Here is a 17084-nt window from a genome sequence, read left to right as displayed (position 1 = left end):
TGCAGTGATTATTGCGGACGCGCTACATCACTGCTCAAAGCTTCAGGAAGCTCCAGAACTTCGAGACCTAGCTCGGTCAATGCTTCAGGTTTTGCCACGACTAGCGCTTTATAACCGTCGTCAATCGCGATGCTATTGACAATTTCAACATCATTATTCAGTTTGGTCGCAACATCAGGCACGGTACCTGTGCCTTGAACCAGATGTAACCAGTGTTTTGGCTTGGCTTTAAACCACAGGCGTGCAATGACTTCCTGACCCAAGTAGCAACCCTTGTCATAGTGAATGCCTTCGCGTTGATGCAAACGTAATTCTTGTGGTTGAAACAGGGTTGCAGTGGCAGCCTGAATCCAGGCCTGACCTGATTCAATGGCTTGCTGTTCCCACATCGTTACATCGGTTTCAGTCGCCACAAAGTCAGTATGAATGCCATTGATGACTGGATAAACTGGACCAACCAATTCCAGTTTCATTTTTGAGAAGGCGCCAAATTTTTTAATATGATTGGCCAGTTCCGTGGACTGATCTTCAGTGCTGACGATTTCAAAGCTTTCCGGACTGATTTTTTTAAGCCATAAGCCAAATTGAATGCGTCCTTTCAGACTGCAGATTGCAGTATAGCGTGTCTGGTTTTCCGCCAAAGTTTCAGTATTCAAAGTCACCTGACCTTGAAGGAATTTTTGTGCATCTACACCATTCAGACTAAACAATGTAAAAGCAGGAGACGCTGCCATAATAAGCCCCGGTTTGAATACTATAAATCAATGCAGTTATTGTGCAGCAAGCATCAAATAGAGGCAAACAAAAAAGCCAACAATCGAAATCATTGGCTTTGAGCGAGCAGATCTTTAGTGGTGATGGCTAGCCGGTAATGACGAATCACAAGGGAATTTGCCTCCACAGACCCGTACGGTTTCCATCATGCCCTGATCTTCATGGTCGAGGATATGACAATGTTGTACGAAGTCACCTTCAAATTTCTTGTAATGGCTGCGGACAATATAGGTATAGTTTTGTTTTACAAAAAGCGTGTCCTTAAACTGTCCTTTCATGCCACGGTATTGCACATCATCCAGAACTGGATTTACCGGATCTTCTGGAGCTACTGACTCACTGACATCCTTACCTTGGGGATTCAAAATTTTAACAATCTGGAACGGGTTAACATGAATATGGAACGGATGACCACCAAAACCAGCGCTGGTCAGTTCCCATTCATCAGTCTGTCCAACTTGTAACTGACGGACATATTCGCCATCCACTGAACCATCTCCATCAAAGAAATCTCCAAAACTCAGTGTATCTCCATCTTTTTTATGCCGGAAGCCAAATTTGAATACGCCAGTTCTAGGGTCGGGACCGAGCGAAAAAGCACTATATTGTTTTGGTCGGGCAGCAACTACTTTATCAATTTCCGGCATCATCAATGATGGATGATCACTAAACGCAGAAAGATTAAGCTGAGATAACTGGCTCTGGAGGTCTTTGCTTAAACCAATTTTTTGTGCCCGATCTTTCAGGAACTGTGCAGCAGTCTGAGCCTTGGTCTTGGCTGCTTTTACATTGACCCATCCCAGCAGTTGGGCATTGAACCGATGATTTGGAGCAATTTGAGGGCCTACATTCGGTAATGGCGCGTTAATTTCATCATCGATATTCAATTTGGTGTCAAAAATGCAGTATCTATTGGTGGTCGGAAAGGCAACCATTGCATCATGACGATAACCAGGATGGAACACGGACAGGGTTCTGGTCTGTACATGATTCATGGTTAAGCCATCTTGCGCGATGGTATGCACATTCAGGCTATTCAGCTTCTCAAATTCAGCTTTCTTGTCTGCCTCCTGATAGGCTGAACAGGCTTTAATAGTTTGTTCTGCGCTAAACTTACTGGAATTGGGAATTTCCTTAATGATTAAACCAATGGTATCGCGTACACCACCATGAATCATGCGCCAGCGGTTAAACTGATTCTGTTCTGCTTTGATCTCACCTAAAATTTTACCATTGATAGAGGTGTAGTAATTCTGGTTAGTCCAGAAGCCACCAATAGACAGGTCATTATAATTTTCCAGCATGCCTATACCTACACCTTCACAGTTATTGGGAACAGCGAATGTGACATTAGGATCGGGATTGCTACAGCGATATTGGATTTGCTGGAACAACAGGATGTTTTCGTTTGGGTAACTGTTTTTTTCTTTCCATAGAATATCCATATCTCCAGTTGAGGTGACTTTGCCATTTTTGACTTTTGGTGCTCTTGAGCCTTCAACAATCAATGGGCCTGCCATGCCATTCGACACCTGAAGAGCAGTTGAGCCATGCAGATGAGCGTGATACCAGTAAGTCCCTGCGGGATGATTCGGTTCCATTTTGAACTGATAATCAAATTTTTCCTGAGGTTTGAATTTCAAAAAGACATTATCGCTATTGCCTTGAGGACTGACCCAGAAGCCATGGGTATGCAGGTTGGTGGTATTAAAGCAGTGTGGTTCATTTACATTCTCAACATGAGTTGGGCAGGTTGTTTCTGACTCGGGTGGCAGCTGGTTATTCAGGTTAAGCGCCATGGTTTCACCCTGTTTGACCCGAATCTGTGGTCCGACCAGCTGATCCCATAAGCCGTTTCTGGGGTTATAGAGCTTGTTAGTCTTATAGGCCACGATCAGCTCATATTTGCCTTTGGCACTTTTCGGTAACAGGGGTGGGTTGCTAATCAAGCTGTCTGATGTTGTCGGAACGGGATGTGAGGGCTTGGGTGAAGGTGTGGGGTGTGAGGGATGAGAGGGTTGGGACGGATTAGAGGGATTTGACGGTGGTGATGGATTTTTTGTTCCATCCCAACCGCGAGCTAAGAGCGTCAAAATGGCGGCTATAGCTCCGAATATTGCGATTTTCAACATTTCAGTTCTGCCTGTTATGGTTATTGTTTTAATGTGAGGATTGTGGAGAGTGTGACATGCGTCACACTGAGCTTCTGATAGTTTTGGAAAATCTGCTATCCTAAATTAGGGGATTGAAATTTTGCTAAATGCGGCGGCAGGACAGGCCTATGAAAACCAGTGAGACTATATTTTTTTATCTTTGAAAAAATGCACATAAAATTAATTATTTATTAATGATATTAGTGGTTTAGAGTAATATTCAAATAAAAAGATAGAGAAATATTTTGCAACATAAGACTAAAGAATAAGGCGAATTATTCAGATTTTTTTAGCAAAAGACCGCTTTAAAGCAAAAATTCTAAAGTCTATGTAACAAATTTTTGCGAAAATACTGTTTTTTATGATTAAGTGTTTGAAAAATATGAAATTTGGGAAATGCTATTTGTGCAGCGTACAATGCTGCTATTACAAAAGTAACTCATCAATATCTATTGATGAATAAAAATAGAGATAAACGAGGGCAGGCAAGCTTATGAACAACAACTACCGTAAACCGCTGCAATCCACCCAGCTGGAATATTATGACGTGCGACAGGCCGTAGAAGATATTCAGCCAGGCGCATATGCCAAACTTCCTTATACTTCCAAAGTTTTGGCAGAGCAGTTGGTGCGTCGTTGTGATCCTGCCATTCTGGAACAGTCTTTACGTCAGCTGATTGAGCGAAAACAAGAACATGATTTTCCTTGGTATCCGGCACGTGTAGTGTGTCATGACATCTTGGGGCAAACGGCACTGGTTGACCTTGCCGGTTTACGTGATGCGATTGCCGATCAGGGCGGTGACCCGTCTAAAGTCAATCCGGTGGTACCAACCCAGCTAATTGTCGACCATTCACTGGCGGTTGAGTTTGGTGGTTTTGATCCGGATGCCTTTGAGAAAAACCGTGCTATTGAAGACCGTCGTAACGAAGACCGTTTCCATTTTATTGAATGGACTAAAACCGCGTTTGAAAATGTTGATGTGATTCCTGCGGGCAATGGCATCATGCACCAGATCAATCTGGAGAAAATGTCTCCGGTGATTCAAAACCGTGATGGTCTGGCATTCCCGGACACCTGTGTTGGTACAGATTCGCATACGCCACATACAGATGCATTGGGTGTGATCTCGATTGGTGTGGGTGGCTTGGAAGCTGAAAATGTGATGCTTGGTCGTGCGTCTTGGATGCGTCTGCCTGACATCATTGGTGTGGAATTAGTCGGTCATCGCAAGCCAGGTATTACCGCAACTGACATCGTCTTGGCATTAACCGAATTCCTGCGTAAGGAACGTGTGGTTGGCGCATATTTAGAATTCTTCGGTGAAGGCGCAGACAGCATGTCAGTCGGTGATCGTGCCACGATTTCTAATATGACCCCGGAATATGGTGCAACGGCAGCCATGTTCTATATCGATCAGAACACGATTGATTATCTGACCTTGACCGGCCGTGAACCTGAGCAAGTCAAACTGGTAGAAACTTATGCCAAAGAGATCGGGCTTTGGGCATCGGATATGACCCAAGCGGAATATCCACGTGTGCTGCGTTTCGATTTATCGACTGTGACACGTAACATCGCTGGCCCATCGAATCCACATGCACGTGTATCAACCTCTGACCTGAAAGAAAAAGGTATTGCCGGTAATTTAGAAGCAGCTCGCGCGCAAGAAGCAGAAGGCTTGATGCCAGATGGTGCGGTGATTATCGCGGCGATTACGTCTTGTACCAATACCTCCAACCCACGTAATACCGTGGCAGCCGGTTTACTGGCGCGTAAGGCCAATGAATTGGGCTTGGTGCGTAAACCTTGGGTGAAATCTTCTTTTGCACCGGGTTCTAAAGCGGCTGCTTTGTATTTGGAAGAAGCAGGCGTACTTAAAGATTTAGAAAAACTGGGCTTTGGTATCGTGGCCTATGCATGCACGACTTGTAACGGCATGTCGGGCGCATTAGATCCAAAGATTCAGCAGGAAATCATCGACCGTGACCTGTATGCAACAGCGGTGCTTTCGGGCAACCGTAACTTCGATGGACGTATTCATCCTTATGCGAAACAGGCATTCTTGGCTTCACCGCCTTTAGTGGTGGCGTATGCAATTGCCGGTACGATTCGTTTTGACATCGAAAAAGATGCTTTAGGTACAGACAAAGACGGCAATCCGATTTATCTAAAAGATATCTGGCCATCGGATGAAGAAATTGATGCGCTGGTAAAAGTTGCTGTAAAACCAGAACAATTCAAAAAAATCTACATTCCAATGTTCGATTTGGGTGTGAATGAAAAAGCAACAAGTCCGCTGTATGATTGGCGTCCGCAAAGTACGTATATTCGCCGTCCGCCGTATTGGGAAGGGGCTTTGGCTGCACCGCGTACCTTGTCAAATATGCGTCCGCTGGCGATCTTAGGCGATAACATCACCACCGATCATTTGTCACCATCAAATGCCATTGTTTTAGACAGTGCTTCGGGTGAATACCTGAAAAAAATGGGTGTGCCTGAGGAAGACTTTAACTCTTATGCAACGCATCGCGGTGATCACCTCACGACGCAACGTGCGACTTTTGCCAACCCGAAACTGTTTAATGAAATGGTGGTGCGTTCTGACGGCACGATCAAACAGGGTTCGAAAGCGCGTGTGGAGCCGGAAGGCGAAGTGATGCGGATGTGGGAAGCGATTGAAATCTACATGAACCGTAAACAGCCGTTGATCATTATTGCCGGTAAGGATTACGGTCAGGGTTCGAGTCGTGACTGGGCGGCGAAAGGTGTTCGTCTGGCTGGCGTTGAAGCGATTGTGGCAGAAGGTTTTGAGCGTATTCACCGTACCAATCTGGTCGGTATGGGGGTGTTGCCGCTTGAGTTTAAACCGGGTACAGATCGTAAGACTTTAGGTCTTGATGGTACTGAGCTGTACAGCGTGATTGGTAATATCGCGCCACGTTCGACGTTGACTTTGGTGGTTGAACGTTCAACCGATGATGGTAAGAACCAGATTATTGAAGTGCCTGTGACTTGCCGTCTGGATACTGAAGAAGAAGTGCATGTGTATGAGGCGGGTGGGGTATTACAGCGCTTTGCACAGGATTTCTTGGAAGGGAATGTGGCTTGATTTAAGTTACTTCTTTTTAATCCACCCCAACCCTCCTTTTTAAAAGGAGGGAGTTCTCATCTTTTTGAAAGATAAGAAGCATTGCTTCGCAAGGGTGAAGTTAAAATTATTGAAGTTGTTTAAAAAGACCCTACTGTGAAGTGGGGTTTTTATTTAGAGCATTAATGTCTTTATCAAGAAAATACAAACAGGTACTTTTCTTTTTATATTTAAGCAATTGAGCTTCCTCAATGATTAAAGACGTCTATAACTTTAAGGGAATATAAAATTTCATATGGCTATGGTGATAATTTTGTATTAACGCACTGCGCTATACTTGGCCTTATGCATCACTTATCTCAATGTTATTAAACTAGTTAACTTGAAAAAAATAATAAATTATCACTTAATTAATGAGTTACTAAATAATAATTAGAAATACTACTTTGCCCAAACGACACTATCATTTACAAAAATGGACAATAGACATTCATCACCAGAGGGTTATACTAGTCAGACCATTTCTAAAACCATGGAGAACAAAGATGGTTACTGCTGGCGAAAAACCCGGAACAGGCTTCTATTTTTGTGTTCAATGCGGACACCGCACCTACTTAGAAATTGGTACTGATCGTTTACCACCGTGTACCAAATGCCAAGGCAATCAATTTAACAATAAGAATGCCTAAGCAAAACAACTCAAACAGTTACCCTCTGTTTTGAATGAAAGCCCTATTACTCGATAGGGCTTTTTGCTATCTAAACTTCGATATTTATGATTTAGATTTGATTGAAAATTAACCAATAAAACCCCATATAAAACCCTAGATTCAAAGTATTTAGGGTAGCTCAATTGCAACATTATCTTGATCTTAATCACGACTCAGGTGTTGCCAATTACGAGATTGGTAACGAGTTTATTCGGGTTCAATTTAAGAAAAACTCGAAAGTTTACACTTATAGCTATAGCAGTTCCGGTTATCAGCATGTCGAAAACATGAAACAGCTCGCTCAATATGGCGATGGTCTGAATGCCTATATTAATCATCATACCCGACAGCTCTTTGTACGATAAAACTGGTCTGCTTCTTGCTTCAGTGAAAGTTCTAGAAGGCAAATATTTTTCTAAAGGATAAATATCTGCCTAGAAATAGTGCAAGTGCATATATTAAAAAGAGGGCTATCACCTATGGATATTCAACAGCACGCACCAGAGTCAGGAAAGTTAGATAAAAAAGCCCATTTCTATTCTGCATGGCCACTGATCCTGATTCTTTTTGGGGGCGCGATTGGCTCGGTTTACGCTGTGATCGCTTATTTGCTTAATTTGAAAATTTATAGTTCTGAGTTGACTAGAATTAATAAGGTACTGGCTAATCTTCTGTGCGGGATGTCCGCGATTAGTGCCTGGTGGTTTAGTGCGCAATGGATTCAGGGAACATTCTTTCAATAAAACAGCAATCCTGTCCTGAATATAAATTGCAATAAAGTCTCATTTTGGCGAATAAAAAAGCATAAAAAATTGGAAATGGAATTTATTTCTCTATATGTGGGTTAATAATGAAATAAATTTTCAGATTTAATGCAAATTAAAAAAACATAGGAAATTAATCCCGTCCATCTTTGCCTAATATAGCTTTCAAGGGTGTGATGGGATCGGAAAGAGTAGCATGCTGTGAGCGGCGCAAAACGCGAGTGCAGTACGAACCCAAAAGGTCTCGATTCGGCTTAGGACGCTATAGACCAAAAGTTTATAGGCTATAAGATCAGGTCTTACAAAGAATGATAGTTGAAGTAAACCATTGCGAGTTTTCCCAACACCCTAAAAAATTCTCCAGCAATATATGTAGAATTAAAAATTAAAATAAATATAAATCATGAATTTAATAAAAATATCCAGCTAAGCAAGATACAAATAAGCCCTTCATTTCTCAACCTGATCTGTTATTTTAAAAACATCAGTTGCCCCTTAGGGGAATCCTCATGAATCTCGATATCTGGTGTCGTTTTTTACTGTTTTGCACACTCATCAATTATGTCATTCTCATGATCTGGTTCGTGGTCTATGTCTTTGCCCGAAACTGGATGAAGCAGGTGCATGGAAAATGGTTTCGGCTGCCAGATACCAGTTTCGATATGATTCATTATTCGGGTATGGCGCTCTATAAAATTGGGATTCTGCTATTTAACCTGACGCCGTTAATTGCAATCTATCTGATGAATCAAAGCTAAGTGCGATGTTGTGATTGAATTTTCAAGTGATAAAAATAAGATTGGATTAATATCATTTTATCGCTACTTGATAGCGTGGCAGGATCAATAAGAACGAAAAAAGATTTCAAAGGAGTTGAAGGATGAATCAATTCAAACCGGCCCTGATTTTAGGTGCCTTGATCGGCTTGGGAATGATTATTGCAGGATGGATTCTCGGCAATAGCGCGCTGAAAATTAAACAGTATGAACGTATAGTTTCGGTCAAAGGCTTGTCGGAACGCGAAGTCAAAGCCGATGTGGCGGTATGGCCAATCCGCTTTAATGCCGGCAGTCAGGATCTGGCCGAGTTGTACGATACCATGCAAACCAATACCCAGGAAATTCAGACCTTCTTAAAAAATGAAGGATTTAGCGCGGAAGAGATTACCAGTGCTTCACCGAGTATCACCGATAAATACGCGCAGCAATATGGCGGGGATGCCAATGTCGCGCTACGTTACACCGCCAGCCAGACCATCACCGTCTATACCCACAAAATAGATGCAGTGCGTGCGGCACAAAGTCGTCTGGTGGCCTTGGGCAGAAAAGGCATTGCCTTTGTCGGAGATGATTCCGGACAAAGAACGGAATATTTATTTACTAAGCTGAATGACATCAAGCCTGCGATGATTGAGCAGGCCACCGAAAATGCGCGCAGTGTAGCGGAAAAATTTGCTGCAGATTCAAAAAGCAGTCTGGGCAAAATCAAGTCCGCCAATCAGGGGGTGTTTAGTATTGAAGATCGCGACAGCAATACGCCGTATTTGAAAAAAGTACGCGTGGTCTCGACGGTCGATTATTATCTGGCAGATTAAGCTGAGCTGGTCAAGCACGGTAATTGACAGCCTAGAAGCCGCTTGTTATTTTGCGCGCATTATTCCAGATGCTGTACCCTTAAAATGCCCATCAACCATGACTTTGTCTATTGTCCACCGCAAGAACCACTGCATATCGTTTATGAAGATGATGATCTGGTGGTAATTGAAAAGCCGGCCGGATTATTGTCGGTTCCGGGGCGTTTACCTGAACATCATGACAGTGCCTATTTGCGGGTTCTGAACCAGTATCCGCAGGCCAAAATTACCCATCGTCTGGATATGGCCACCTCCGGTATTTTGATGTTTGCCAAACACCGCGATGCAGAAGTGGCGGTGAGTAAAATGTTTCAGGCACGCACGGTACATAAAAATTATGTTGCACTGGTACAAGGCAAACTTGAAGGTGAGGGCAGCGTTGATGTGCCTTTGATTACCGACTGGGAAAACCGTCCGCGTCAGATGGTGCATTTTGAACTGGGCAAGGCCGCCAAAACCCTGTATCAGGCCTTAGAATATCTACCCCAGCAAGACATTAGCCGGGTACTACTGACACCAATTACTGGCCGTTCCCATCAGCTACGCGTGCATATGCTGCATATCGGTCATCCCATTACTGGCGATAAAATTTATCATCCTGAACCCCAGCGCAGTCCTTTAAATCGTATGGCCTTGCATGCCAGTTATTTGGCTTTTACCCAGCCTTTGAGTGGTGTCCCGGTCGAAATAAAGGCAGACATACCATTCTAATTTGATTCTGCTTAATAGTTAGATTCAACCGGACACATGCTTTTTAATCTCATAAATATGATCAGGATCAAGCTCTTAAACTGGGCAATCCGAATAAAAAAGTGTGAGAATTTATTTCGATAACAGCGTGGAAATGAGTGGCTTTATAAGCATGTTCAAATGAAATTTTCTACTGATCCATTGCCTGATCGGCTGTTACTGCAGAATATAAATTTTAATGTTCGGTTTATCTCTTGACGATAAGCCTAGAGATTTTTTATTCTTTTATCTCCCGCTATAGGCCTGATGCCTTTATTTTTATGATTTTTTAACCTTCCTTTCATTATTTTTAAACTTTCAAATTATATCCTTTGATATAAAAAATATCGTAAGTTGTTTCAGAATGGATTTGTCTTGAGCTGGAAAGTAGTCAGTCATACATGACTTGCACATAAAAATTTTGTAGAAAAATAAAATGAATGAATGACTTAGTATTGATCAACGGCTTTGATTATCTGGCCGAAGTGATGCAAAATTAATCATGACTTTATAATAAATTTTTAATTTGATGGTTTAGGGCGCTGCCCGGGGTTAAAGGAAAGAACGATGCTCAGTATGGCTCTCTTCGTTCTCGCGAGTATTTTAATATGTGCATTGCTATGGAGCTTAAAGGTACAGGCTTCATTACGCAGCAATATCCAGTTTTTACAGGAAAACCTGGATCATTCCCGCAGCAAATTGGCAGATTATGAAACTCAAGTCGATGAATTGAATTATGAAATCACCCAATTGCGGGTACAAAATGGCAGTTTAAACATTGCCCTGAATAAATATAAAAAATATCAGGATATCTGGGATATCGAGCAATATATTATTAACCGGACTTTGCAGGCCGAAAACTTTGTTGAAGCGACCAAGCTGGATGCTTCGATCATGATCGATGATCTCAAAGCCTATATCGCAAGAGTAAAAGATTATCTTGCCCAGTTTCAGGCGCAGGCCGTGGCCGAGGTTGAGCAGGAGGCCCGACAAAGTTTGCACGGTTATTATGAACAGGCTAAACAACAGCATCGCTTGCAAGAGGTATTGAGTGCTTTACAGCATAAAATACAGGCCCAGCGCTTCGGCTTGCAGCTTCCCGCAACACAGGTTTTAGAGCAGCTGATTGAGGGTTATAGCGAAACGGATGCGGTTCGGCATTTACGCAATGTCCGTGACAGAATTCAACAGGCCATAGAAAAACAGCAGGTGGCGAGCTGTAATTATGTCGACGACAATCGCCGTCGAAGTACTATTGAAATCCTTAGTCTGGCTTTCAACTGTAAGGCAGATTTATATCTCTCTCAATTAAGCACAGAAAATTTGGGCGAGATATTGCAGGCCTTAAAGGATGATTATGTCTTGCTGAATTATACCGGGCAGACACTGAGTCAGGCGATGATTCAAGAATCCTATCTTGATCTGCGTTTAGAAGAACTCAAGTTTGCTGCGCTGGTTTTGCAATTGGAACAGGATCATCTGCATCCACACATCGCGTAGATCATGACATTCATAGGTCTAGAAGATTTTTACCAGAGTATTCTGAATGCCATAAGTTGGTTTAAATCCTGATATTTTTCAGGATTTTTGGCCTTGAGGAATCTTGACTATATTGATCCTCTTACTTATTTTTATATTTATAAAAATCATATGTTTATTTATGGTTAAAAGATAATATTTTTTGTCTGTATCTCGATAATTGTACAAGAATCAGCTAATCTTAAATGCAGAATAAAACAGCATCATAATAAGGATACTTCTATGTCACGTGATTACAATCAATTCCCGGACGATGAAAATGGCAATGTACTGTGGCAAATGCATCAGGATGGCGACGACTTGCAAGAGGCACATGAAATTGAATTTTCGATTGCTTTTGCGGATGAAGCGCAGGCGGATCGTTGTGCCTTGCATCTATTAAAAGAAGAGCAAAAAATCAGCCTGTTTCAGGACGAAGAAAGCGATACCCTGGAATGGATCATCACGATTTATGTGTATATGGAACCTGCTTACGAAGATATCGTGGATCTGGAACAATGGTTCAGCAAAATCGCGGCACAATTTCAGGGTGAATATGATGGTTGGGGTTGCATGGCCTATGTCTATGATGATGAGTTGGATGACGAAGAGGGCAGCCTGCGTAGTAGCTGAGCATGCTTGTATTTAAATGATTTAAAGTAAGAAACCCGGTGCTGCCGGGTTTTTTTATTGCTCTATTTAATCGTTATATGAAGATTTGAGCTTGAGTATAGATACATACTCATTATATATAGCCAGCTCAAAACTGGATAAAATAACTCAGATGAGTACTTAACTCAGGCTGATAATTTAGCCACAACAAATGCAGGGAATATCCTGCAATAAAAAAATAATAACAACAAAGGACAAGAAAAAATGAGTTACACCTTAAAAATGCATCGTGTGTTCAGCGCACCACCGGAGCGGGTGTATCGTGCCTTTGTGCATCCGGATGCACTGGCCAAATGGCTGGCACCACATGGCTTTATTGCCAAAGTAGAACATGCGGAAGTCAAACCCGGCGGCAGCTATAAAACCACCTTTACCAATTTTTCTACCGGAACCCAGCATCATTTTCATGGCATTTATCATGAGGTCATTCCCAATCAGTTGCTGCGCTATACCGATCAGTTTTCTACCCCCGACCTGCAGGGGGAAATAGAGGTGACGATCATCTTTGAAAAAGTCTCAATCGGTACCGGTTTGCATATTATTCAGGTGGGTTATCCGGATGTAGTGCCGCCCGCGGTGTGTCATTTGAGTTGGCAAGAATCACTGCAACTCCTGTCTTTGCTGGTTAATCCGCAGATTTCAGACAATTAATTCCTTCGATCTCCTGTGTTGGTTTCATCCCAATGTCCTATCCATCAGCGCGCCTGACAAAGATGCTATACTGTGAGCTTATTTGTTTCATTTATTTTATTTTTCTCTTTTTTCGAGGTTCTTATGGGTCTGCCAAACTGTCCAAAATGTCAATCTGAATATACCTATGCAGATGGCGATCTACTGATCTGTCCTGAATGCGCACACGAGTGGAAAGAAGGTGAAGTCACTGAAGAAGAAGTGATCATTAAGGATGCCAACGGCAATGTGCTGGCAGATGGGGATAGCGTCACGGTGATTAAAGACCTGAAAATCAAAGGTTCATCTTCAGTGGTGAAAGTGGGCACCAAGGTAAAAAGTATCCGCTTGTTGCCTGATGCTGCCGATGGGCATGATATCGATTGTAAAATCGAGGGGATCGGCCCGATGAAACTGAAATCCGAATATGTCAAGAAAGCTTAAATTTAGCCCTAGACTAAAATTCTGACGAGAGAATAATACGGTTGATGATTCGTATTATTCTCATTATTGCTGAAATTCTGGGCTAATCATTTTCCTGCCGCCCTGATCCTCGCATTTCGATTTGAGACCACTTTAATACCGCACCTGCATCTGGAATATTCTGACAATCTGCAACATATCGAGATCAAACCTTTATTGGTCGCGATCCATCAGGCACTTTTTAACACCGGCCATGTCACTGATCCCAATGATTTAAAAAGTCGTGCGATTATGCAGCGGGATTATGTGATTGGACTGAATGCTGTTACAGATCAGGCCTATGTGCATGCCAAAGTTTCACTGTTGAGTGGGCGCAGTGTCGAAGTTCGTCAGGCGATTTCCGAATTGGTGCTCGACGTGATGCAGCAATATATTGCGCCACAACCTGAATTAAAAATACAGCTTTGTGTCGAAATCATTGAAATGCCAAAGCAGACTTATCGTAAAGCTGTTATCTGAATGATGGCTTTTATTTGCTGAGATGACATGGATCAAATGCCTTGAAACTTATCAATGCCATACGAAATTTATAAACAGATCGACTTGGTCTGTAACAGCTCGCTATTTTATTCAGATCTAAAATTATTTCTATTTTTAAATGACGCTTTATGTCATTTACAGGCATGCGATAAAAGTTCTAAAGTAGATTTTAATCGCTGCTGATTTTTGAATCATCCAATCTAGAAACAGCATATTCATCCTGATTGAAATAAAAATAATTTAAAAAATAATCTTCAGGTGAGCTGTATCCAATCAGGCAGTGGGGAGAGCAAAGCGAATAACGCTTTAGCATAGGCAAAATAATAAGAACAAAAGATCAGAAATCGGGTGAGTTGATTGAATCCCAGATTTCAGGTCTGACTTGTCCGATTGAGGAAAATTTAATGCAGATTTTTGGGGATGAACAATTGGCTCGGGAAGTCATGGCATTTCTTCGAGAGTGGGACAATGCCATAGCCAGACTCGAAATTCAGGATATTATTGAATTGTGCCGACCGGAGATCCGTCTGGTTGATGTCAGTATGGAGGTTAAAGGCGTCGAAGCATATCAGGCCCTCTGGCAACAATATCGGCACTTTATGCCCGAAGGAATACGTATCGAACGCCAAGACCTTAATATTCATGTCACTTCTGATCTGGCTGTAGTCGAGGGTTATGTCCGGGTGAATTATGCGGTGATTGAACCGATTTTCCAGTTGGGCTGGTGTCGGGTCAGCATGTGTCTCAGCAAGCAGCAGGGCAAATGGCAATTGCTGCATCAACATACTTCAGTTCCTGTGCAACTCGAAACCCGGAAAATGCGCCGGATCAAAAGCGTCAGTTAATCCGTTCACCTGAAAAGATTTAAGTGAAATATCTTTGCAAATGATTACAGGAATACCTTTGTAACAAAAATATAGAAAGTCCTAAATTATGTTGAAGGAATAATATTTTAGGACTTTTCAGGTGGATAACAACAAGAACAGTCAAGTAAAACCAAGACAGGCCAACCTGCAACAACAGACTGAAGTATTGATGCCGGATCAGTCCGAGCGGCAGCGCACTCAACATGCACTCAGAATGATGGCAGGCTTTGTAATTGCTGCTGTGGTCATGACGGCGTTGTATTTTGGCCATGATATTTTTATTCCGCTGGCTTTGGCCATTCTGCTGGCATTTTTACTTTCTCCTCTGGTTTCTCGCTTAAAGCGCTGGGGCTGTCCCCAATGGGCGGCAATTGGCCTGGTCATGTGCCTGACCTTGTCATTTCTGGGCGGCACTGCAACTTATCTGGGGGTGCAACTTGGCAAGCTAAGTCAGGAACTGCCGCAATATCAGGACACCATCCAGCAAAAACTGAAAATGCTCGAAAACTATCGTCAGGGACCGAGTATGTGGGATGGTGCGATCCAGACCTTTGACACAGTTGAAGATTCGATAGACACTCCCGAACAGGAAACAGAAGACCCGAATGTGCAGAATGTCAAAGTCGTGGGCCTAGAGCCAACAAGTGAAGAGGCTGCGCTGGACTGGTTGAATAAAATCCTGAATCCGCTGGCGATTATCGGGATAGTGTTCCTGTTTATGGTATTGATTTTATTCAATGGCAAAGACCTGCATGATCGCTTTCTGAAACTCTTGGGCGGTAATCTGAATATCGGCACCGATGCGCTGGATGATGCCGGCAAAAGTATCGGGACCTATTTGCGCATGCAGCTGCTGGTCAATGTCACTTATGGTATTCCCATGGCGATTGGGCTGTTATTGATTGGTGTGCCGGCAGCGATTATGTGGGGGCTGGTTGCGGTGGTTATGCGTTTTGTACCCTATGTTGGCCCGATCGTTTCAGCTATTTTCCCGATTACGCTGGCTTTCGCCGTTGATCCGGGCCGGGACATGGTGCTCTGGACTGTGGGCTTGATTCTGGTGCTGGAACTGATCAGCAATAACGTGATTGAACCGTGGCTCTATGGGGAAAGTACCGGCCTGTCTACCTTGGCAATTATTCTGGCTGCTACGTTCTGGACCACCCTCTGGGGACCGGTAGGGCTGATCTTGTCGACGCCTTTGACTGCCTGCCTGCTGGTTTTGTCCAATTATGTACCGGCACTGGGTTTTGTCAAAACCTTGCTTGGCAGTACGCCAGTATTGTCACCCTCCGAACGCTTTTACCAGCGACTGGTGGCTGATGAAGTCAATGATGCAATGCAGGTAGCCAATGATTACATCTGTGCGCAATTACCGAAAAAGCCCAGTGCAGACGAAGTGGCCCGTCGTGTACAGATGTTCTATGGCGAAGTAGCCATTCCAGCTATTCGGATTTATTCTCAAGGGCATGATACTGATGTTACTGCCGAACACCGGTTGCGTCTTTATCAGGGCTTGCAGTTCTTTAATCATGCGTTTCAAAAAGCCTATCCAAGTAAATTAAGTGCTGAGCAGCCCGAAGTTTATTGTGTCGGTGCGCGTTGGGAAATTGACACCCAGATTTCTGCCATGGTGGCACACGCGCTGAATCTCAAAAATATTGCTGCCCGAAATGATCCGGATGTGCTGATTCAATCGAGTGAATCAGGAAAGGGTATTGTACTGCCAGCTTCGATCAAGATTTTATGTGTGTCGATTTTTCATCATGCGCCTGCAGCACAGATTCGGTTGCTGAAATATAGACTGGCGCAGCAATATCCTGAGATGAAAATCATTTTTGCGACTTGGAGCATGATGCAGCTGGAGCTTCTGGATGAACTGCAACAACGTTTTGAGCTGGAGGCACTGGTCAATAATGTCGATGATCTGATTCTGACTATCGAAACTTATACCTTGAATGAAGGGGAAAGCTGGTTTGAGAATCTGGAGATCAAGAATGAAAAAGAACGGCAGCAGGCTTTAAATGAGTTGGGATTATTAGATCACTTTCATCAGATCCTTTATAAACAATATATTGAAGAAGCCCGTCAGGCTTTTGATGTCGACTACGCACAAATTTCCTGGCTGAATCAGCACGAAATGTATATTCCAGTCAGTCCTTTTACTCAGGAGCCTGTTGCAACCCGACAAATGTGCAAGGATTCAGTATGCACCCACTTGCTCTATCAGAATGAGCCTTTGGTGATAGAAGACTTGCAGCGTGACCCGCGCTTTCCGCATCTGTCAGAGTTAAGACAGCATCATATCCGTTTCTATGCTGGTGTACCCTTAAAAGATAAAAATGGAATTGCGCTTGGGAGTCTGTGTCTGCTGGATAAACAACCGAGGCAGATGCAGGCCGAAGATATGATTCTGCTTAAGGCTTTGGCGCAGGATTTAATGGCGACTTTGAGCAATGAGCGCAAGAAAAAAGATAAACAGAAGCAGATTGAGCAGATGCGGCCTGCCACCTCGGCAAGCGTTTTAAATAAGGACTAGATG

16 protein-coding genes are annotated in these 17084 nt (G+C 43.1%); 14 read left to right on the top strand and 2 right to left on the bottom strand.

What is annotated here, in order from left to right:
* Positions 1-8 precede the first annotated feature (8 nt).
* Together ygfZ and NI462_RS05230 are read right to left on the bottom strand one after the other, a co-directional pair.
* Positions 9-734, bottom strand: a complete 726-nt coding sequence (gene ygfZ / locus NI462_RS05235) for a CAF17-like 4Fe-4S cluster assembly/insertion protein YgfZ (protein WP_253159439.1) — start codon at positions 732-734, stop codon at positions 9-11.
* A 114-nt stretch (positions 735-848) separates the two neighbouring features.
* Positions 849-2906, bottom strand: a complete 2058-nt coding sequence (locus NI462_RS05230; protein WP_253159437.1) for a multicopper oxidase family protein — start codon at positions 2904-2906, stop codon at positions 849-851.
* Between the two features lie 514 nt (positions 2907-3420).
* On the opposite strand from NI462_RS05230, the gene acnD reads away from it, so the two are divergent.
* The 14 genes from acnD (at position 3421) to NI462_RS05160 (ending at position 17081) form a co-directional block, all read left to right on the top strand.
* Positions 3421-6039: a Fe/S-dependent 2-methylisocitrate dehydratase AcnD gene (gene acnD / locus NI462_RS05225; protein WP_253159435.1), complete on the top strand. Its 2619-nt coding sequence runs from the start codon at positions 3421-3423 to the stop codon at positions 6037-6039.
* Between the two features lie 524 nt (positions 6040-6563).
* Positions 6564-6707, top strand: a complete 144-nt coding sequence (locus tag NI462_RS05220) for a zinc ribbon-containing protein (protein WP_004645925.1) — start codon at positions 6564-6566, stop codon at positions 6705-6707.
* 164 nt (positions 6708-6871) lie between these two features.
* A complete protein-coding gene (locus tag NI462_RS05215; protein ID WP_180039000.1) occupies positions 6872-7093 on the top strand; it encodes a hypothetical protein in 222 nt (73 codons plus the stop codon).
* A 114-nt stretch (positions 7094-7207) separates the two neighbouring features.
* Entirely contained in the window at positions 7208-7471 is a 264-nt protein-coding gene (locus tag NI462_RS05210; protein WP_219308594.1) for a hypothetical protein, read from the top strand.
* Positions 7472-8001: 530 nt separating this feature from the next.
* Positions 8002-8250, top strand: a complete 249-nt coding sequence (locus NI462_RS05205) for a DUF6868 family protein (protein ID WP_253159433.1) — start codon at positions 8002-8004, stop codon at positions 8248-8250.
* A 122-nt stretch (positions 8251-8372) separates the two neighbouring features.
* Complete coding sequence (locus tag NI462_RS05200; RefSeq protein ID WP_253159431.1) at positions 8373-9086, top strand: SIMPL domain-containing protein; 714 nt, start codon at positions 8373-8375, stop codon at positions 9084-9086.
* 84 nt (positions 9087-9170) lie between these two features.
* Positions 9171-9836, top strand: coding sequence for a pseudouridine synthase (locus NI462_RS05195; RefSeq protein WP_044111116.1), 666 nt, complete (start codon positions 9171-9173; stop codon positions 9834-9836).
* 585 nt (positions 9837-10421) lie between these two features.
* Positions 10422-11354 carry an SNIPE associated domain-containing protein gene (locus NI462_RS05190; protein WP_004732109.1) on the top strand — a complete coding sequence of 311 codons (933 nt, stop codon included), beginning with the start codon at positions 10422-10424 and terminating at the stop codon, positions 11352-11354.
* A gap of 261 nt (positions 11355-11615) precedes the next feature.
* Positions 11616-12005: a ribonuclease E inhibitor RraB gene (locus NI462_RS05185; RefSeq protein WP_004732107.1), complete on the top strand. Its 390-nt coding sequence runs from the start codon at positions 11616-11618 to the stop codon at positions 12003-12005.
* A gap of 243 nt (positions 12006-12248) precedes the next feature.
* The gene (locus tag NI462_RS05180; RefSeq protein ID WP_004732106.1) at positions 12249-12695 is read left to right on the top strand and encodes an SRPBCC domain-containing protein; all 447 of its coding nucleotides are present in this window, start codon (positions 12249-12251) and stop codon (positions 12693-12695) included.
* A gap of 123 nt (positions 12696-12818) precedes the next feature.
* Positions 12819-13157, top strand: coding sequence for a zinc ribbon domain-containing protein YjdM (locus NI462_RS05175; RefSeq protein ID WP_253146940.1), 339 nt, complete (start codon positions 12819-12821; stop codon positions 13155-13157).
* A gap of 135 nt (positions 13158-13292) precedes the next feature.
* Entirely contained in the window at positions 13293-13655 is a 363-nt protein-coding gene (locus tag NI462_RS05170) for a 5-carboxymethyl-2-hydroxymuconate Delta-isomerase (protein WP_034436289.1), read from the top strand.
* Positions 13656-14080: 425 nt separating this feature from the next.
* Positions 14081-14521 carry a YybH family protein gene (locus tag NI462_RS05165; protein WP_253159429.1) on the top strand — a complete coding sequence of 147 codons (441 nt, stop codon included), beginning with the start codon at positions 14081-14083 and terminating at the stop codon, positions 14519-14521.
* A 121-nt stretch (positions 14522-14642) separates the two neighbouring features.
* The gene (locus NI462_RS05160) at positions 14643-17081 is read left to right on the top strand and encodes an AI-2E family transporter (RefSeq protein WP_253159428.1); all 2439 of its coding nucleotides are present in this window, start codon (positions 14643-14645) and stop codon (positions 17079-17081) included.
* Positions 17082-17084 lie beyond the last annotated feature (3 nt).

Source organism: Acinetobacter lwoffii (genome assembly GCF_024129715.1).
GTDB lineage: Bacteria > Pseudomonadota > Gammaproteobacteria > Pseudomonadales > Moraxellaceae > Acinetobacter > Acinetobacter lwoffii_U.
This window is presented reverse-complemented; position numbering and strand designations above follow the sequence as displayed.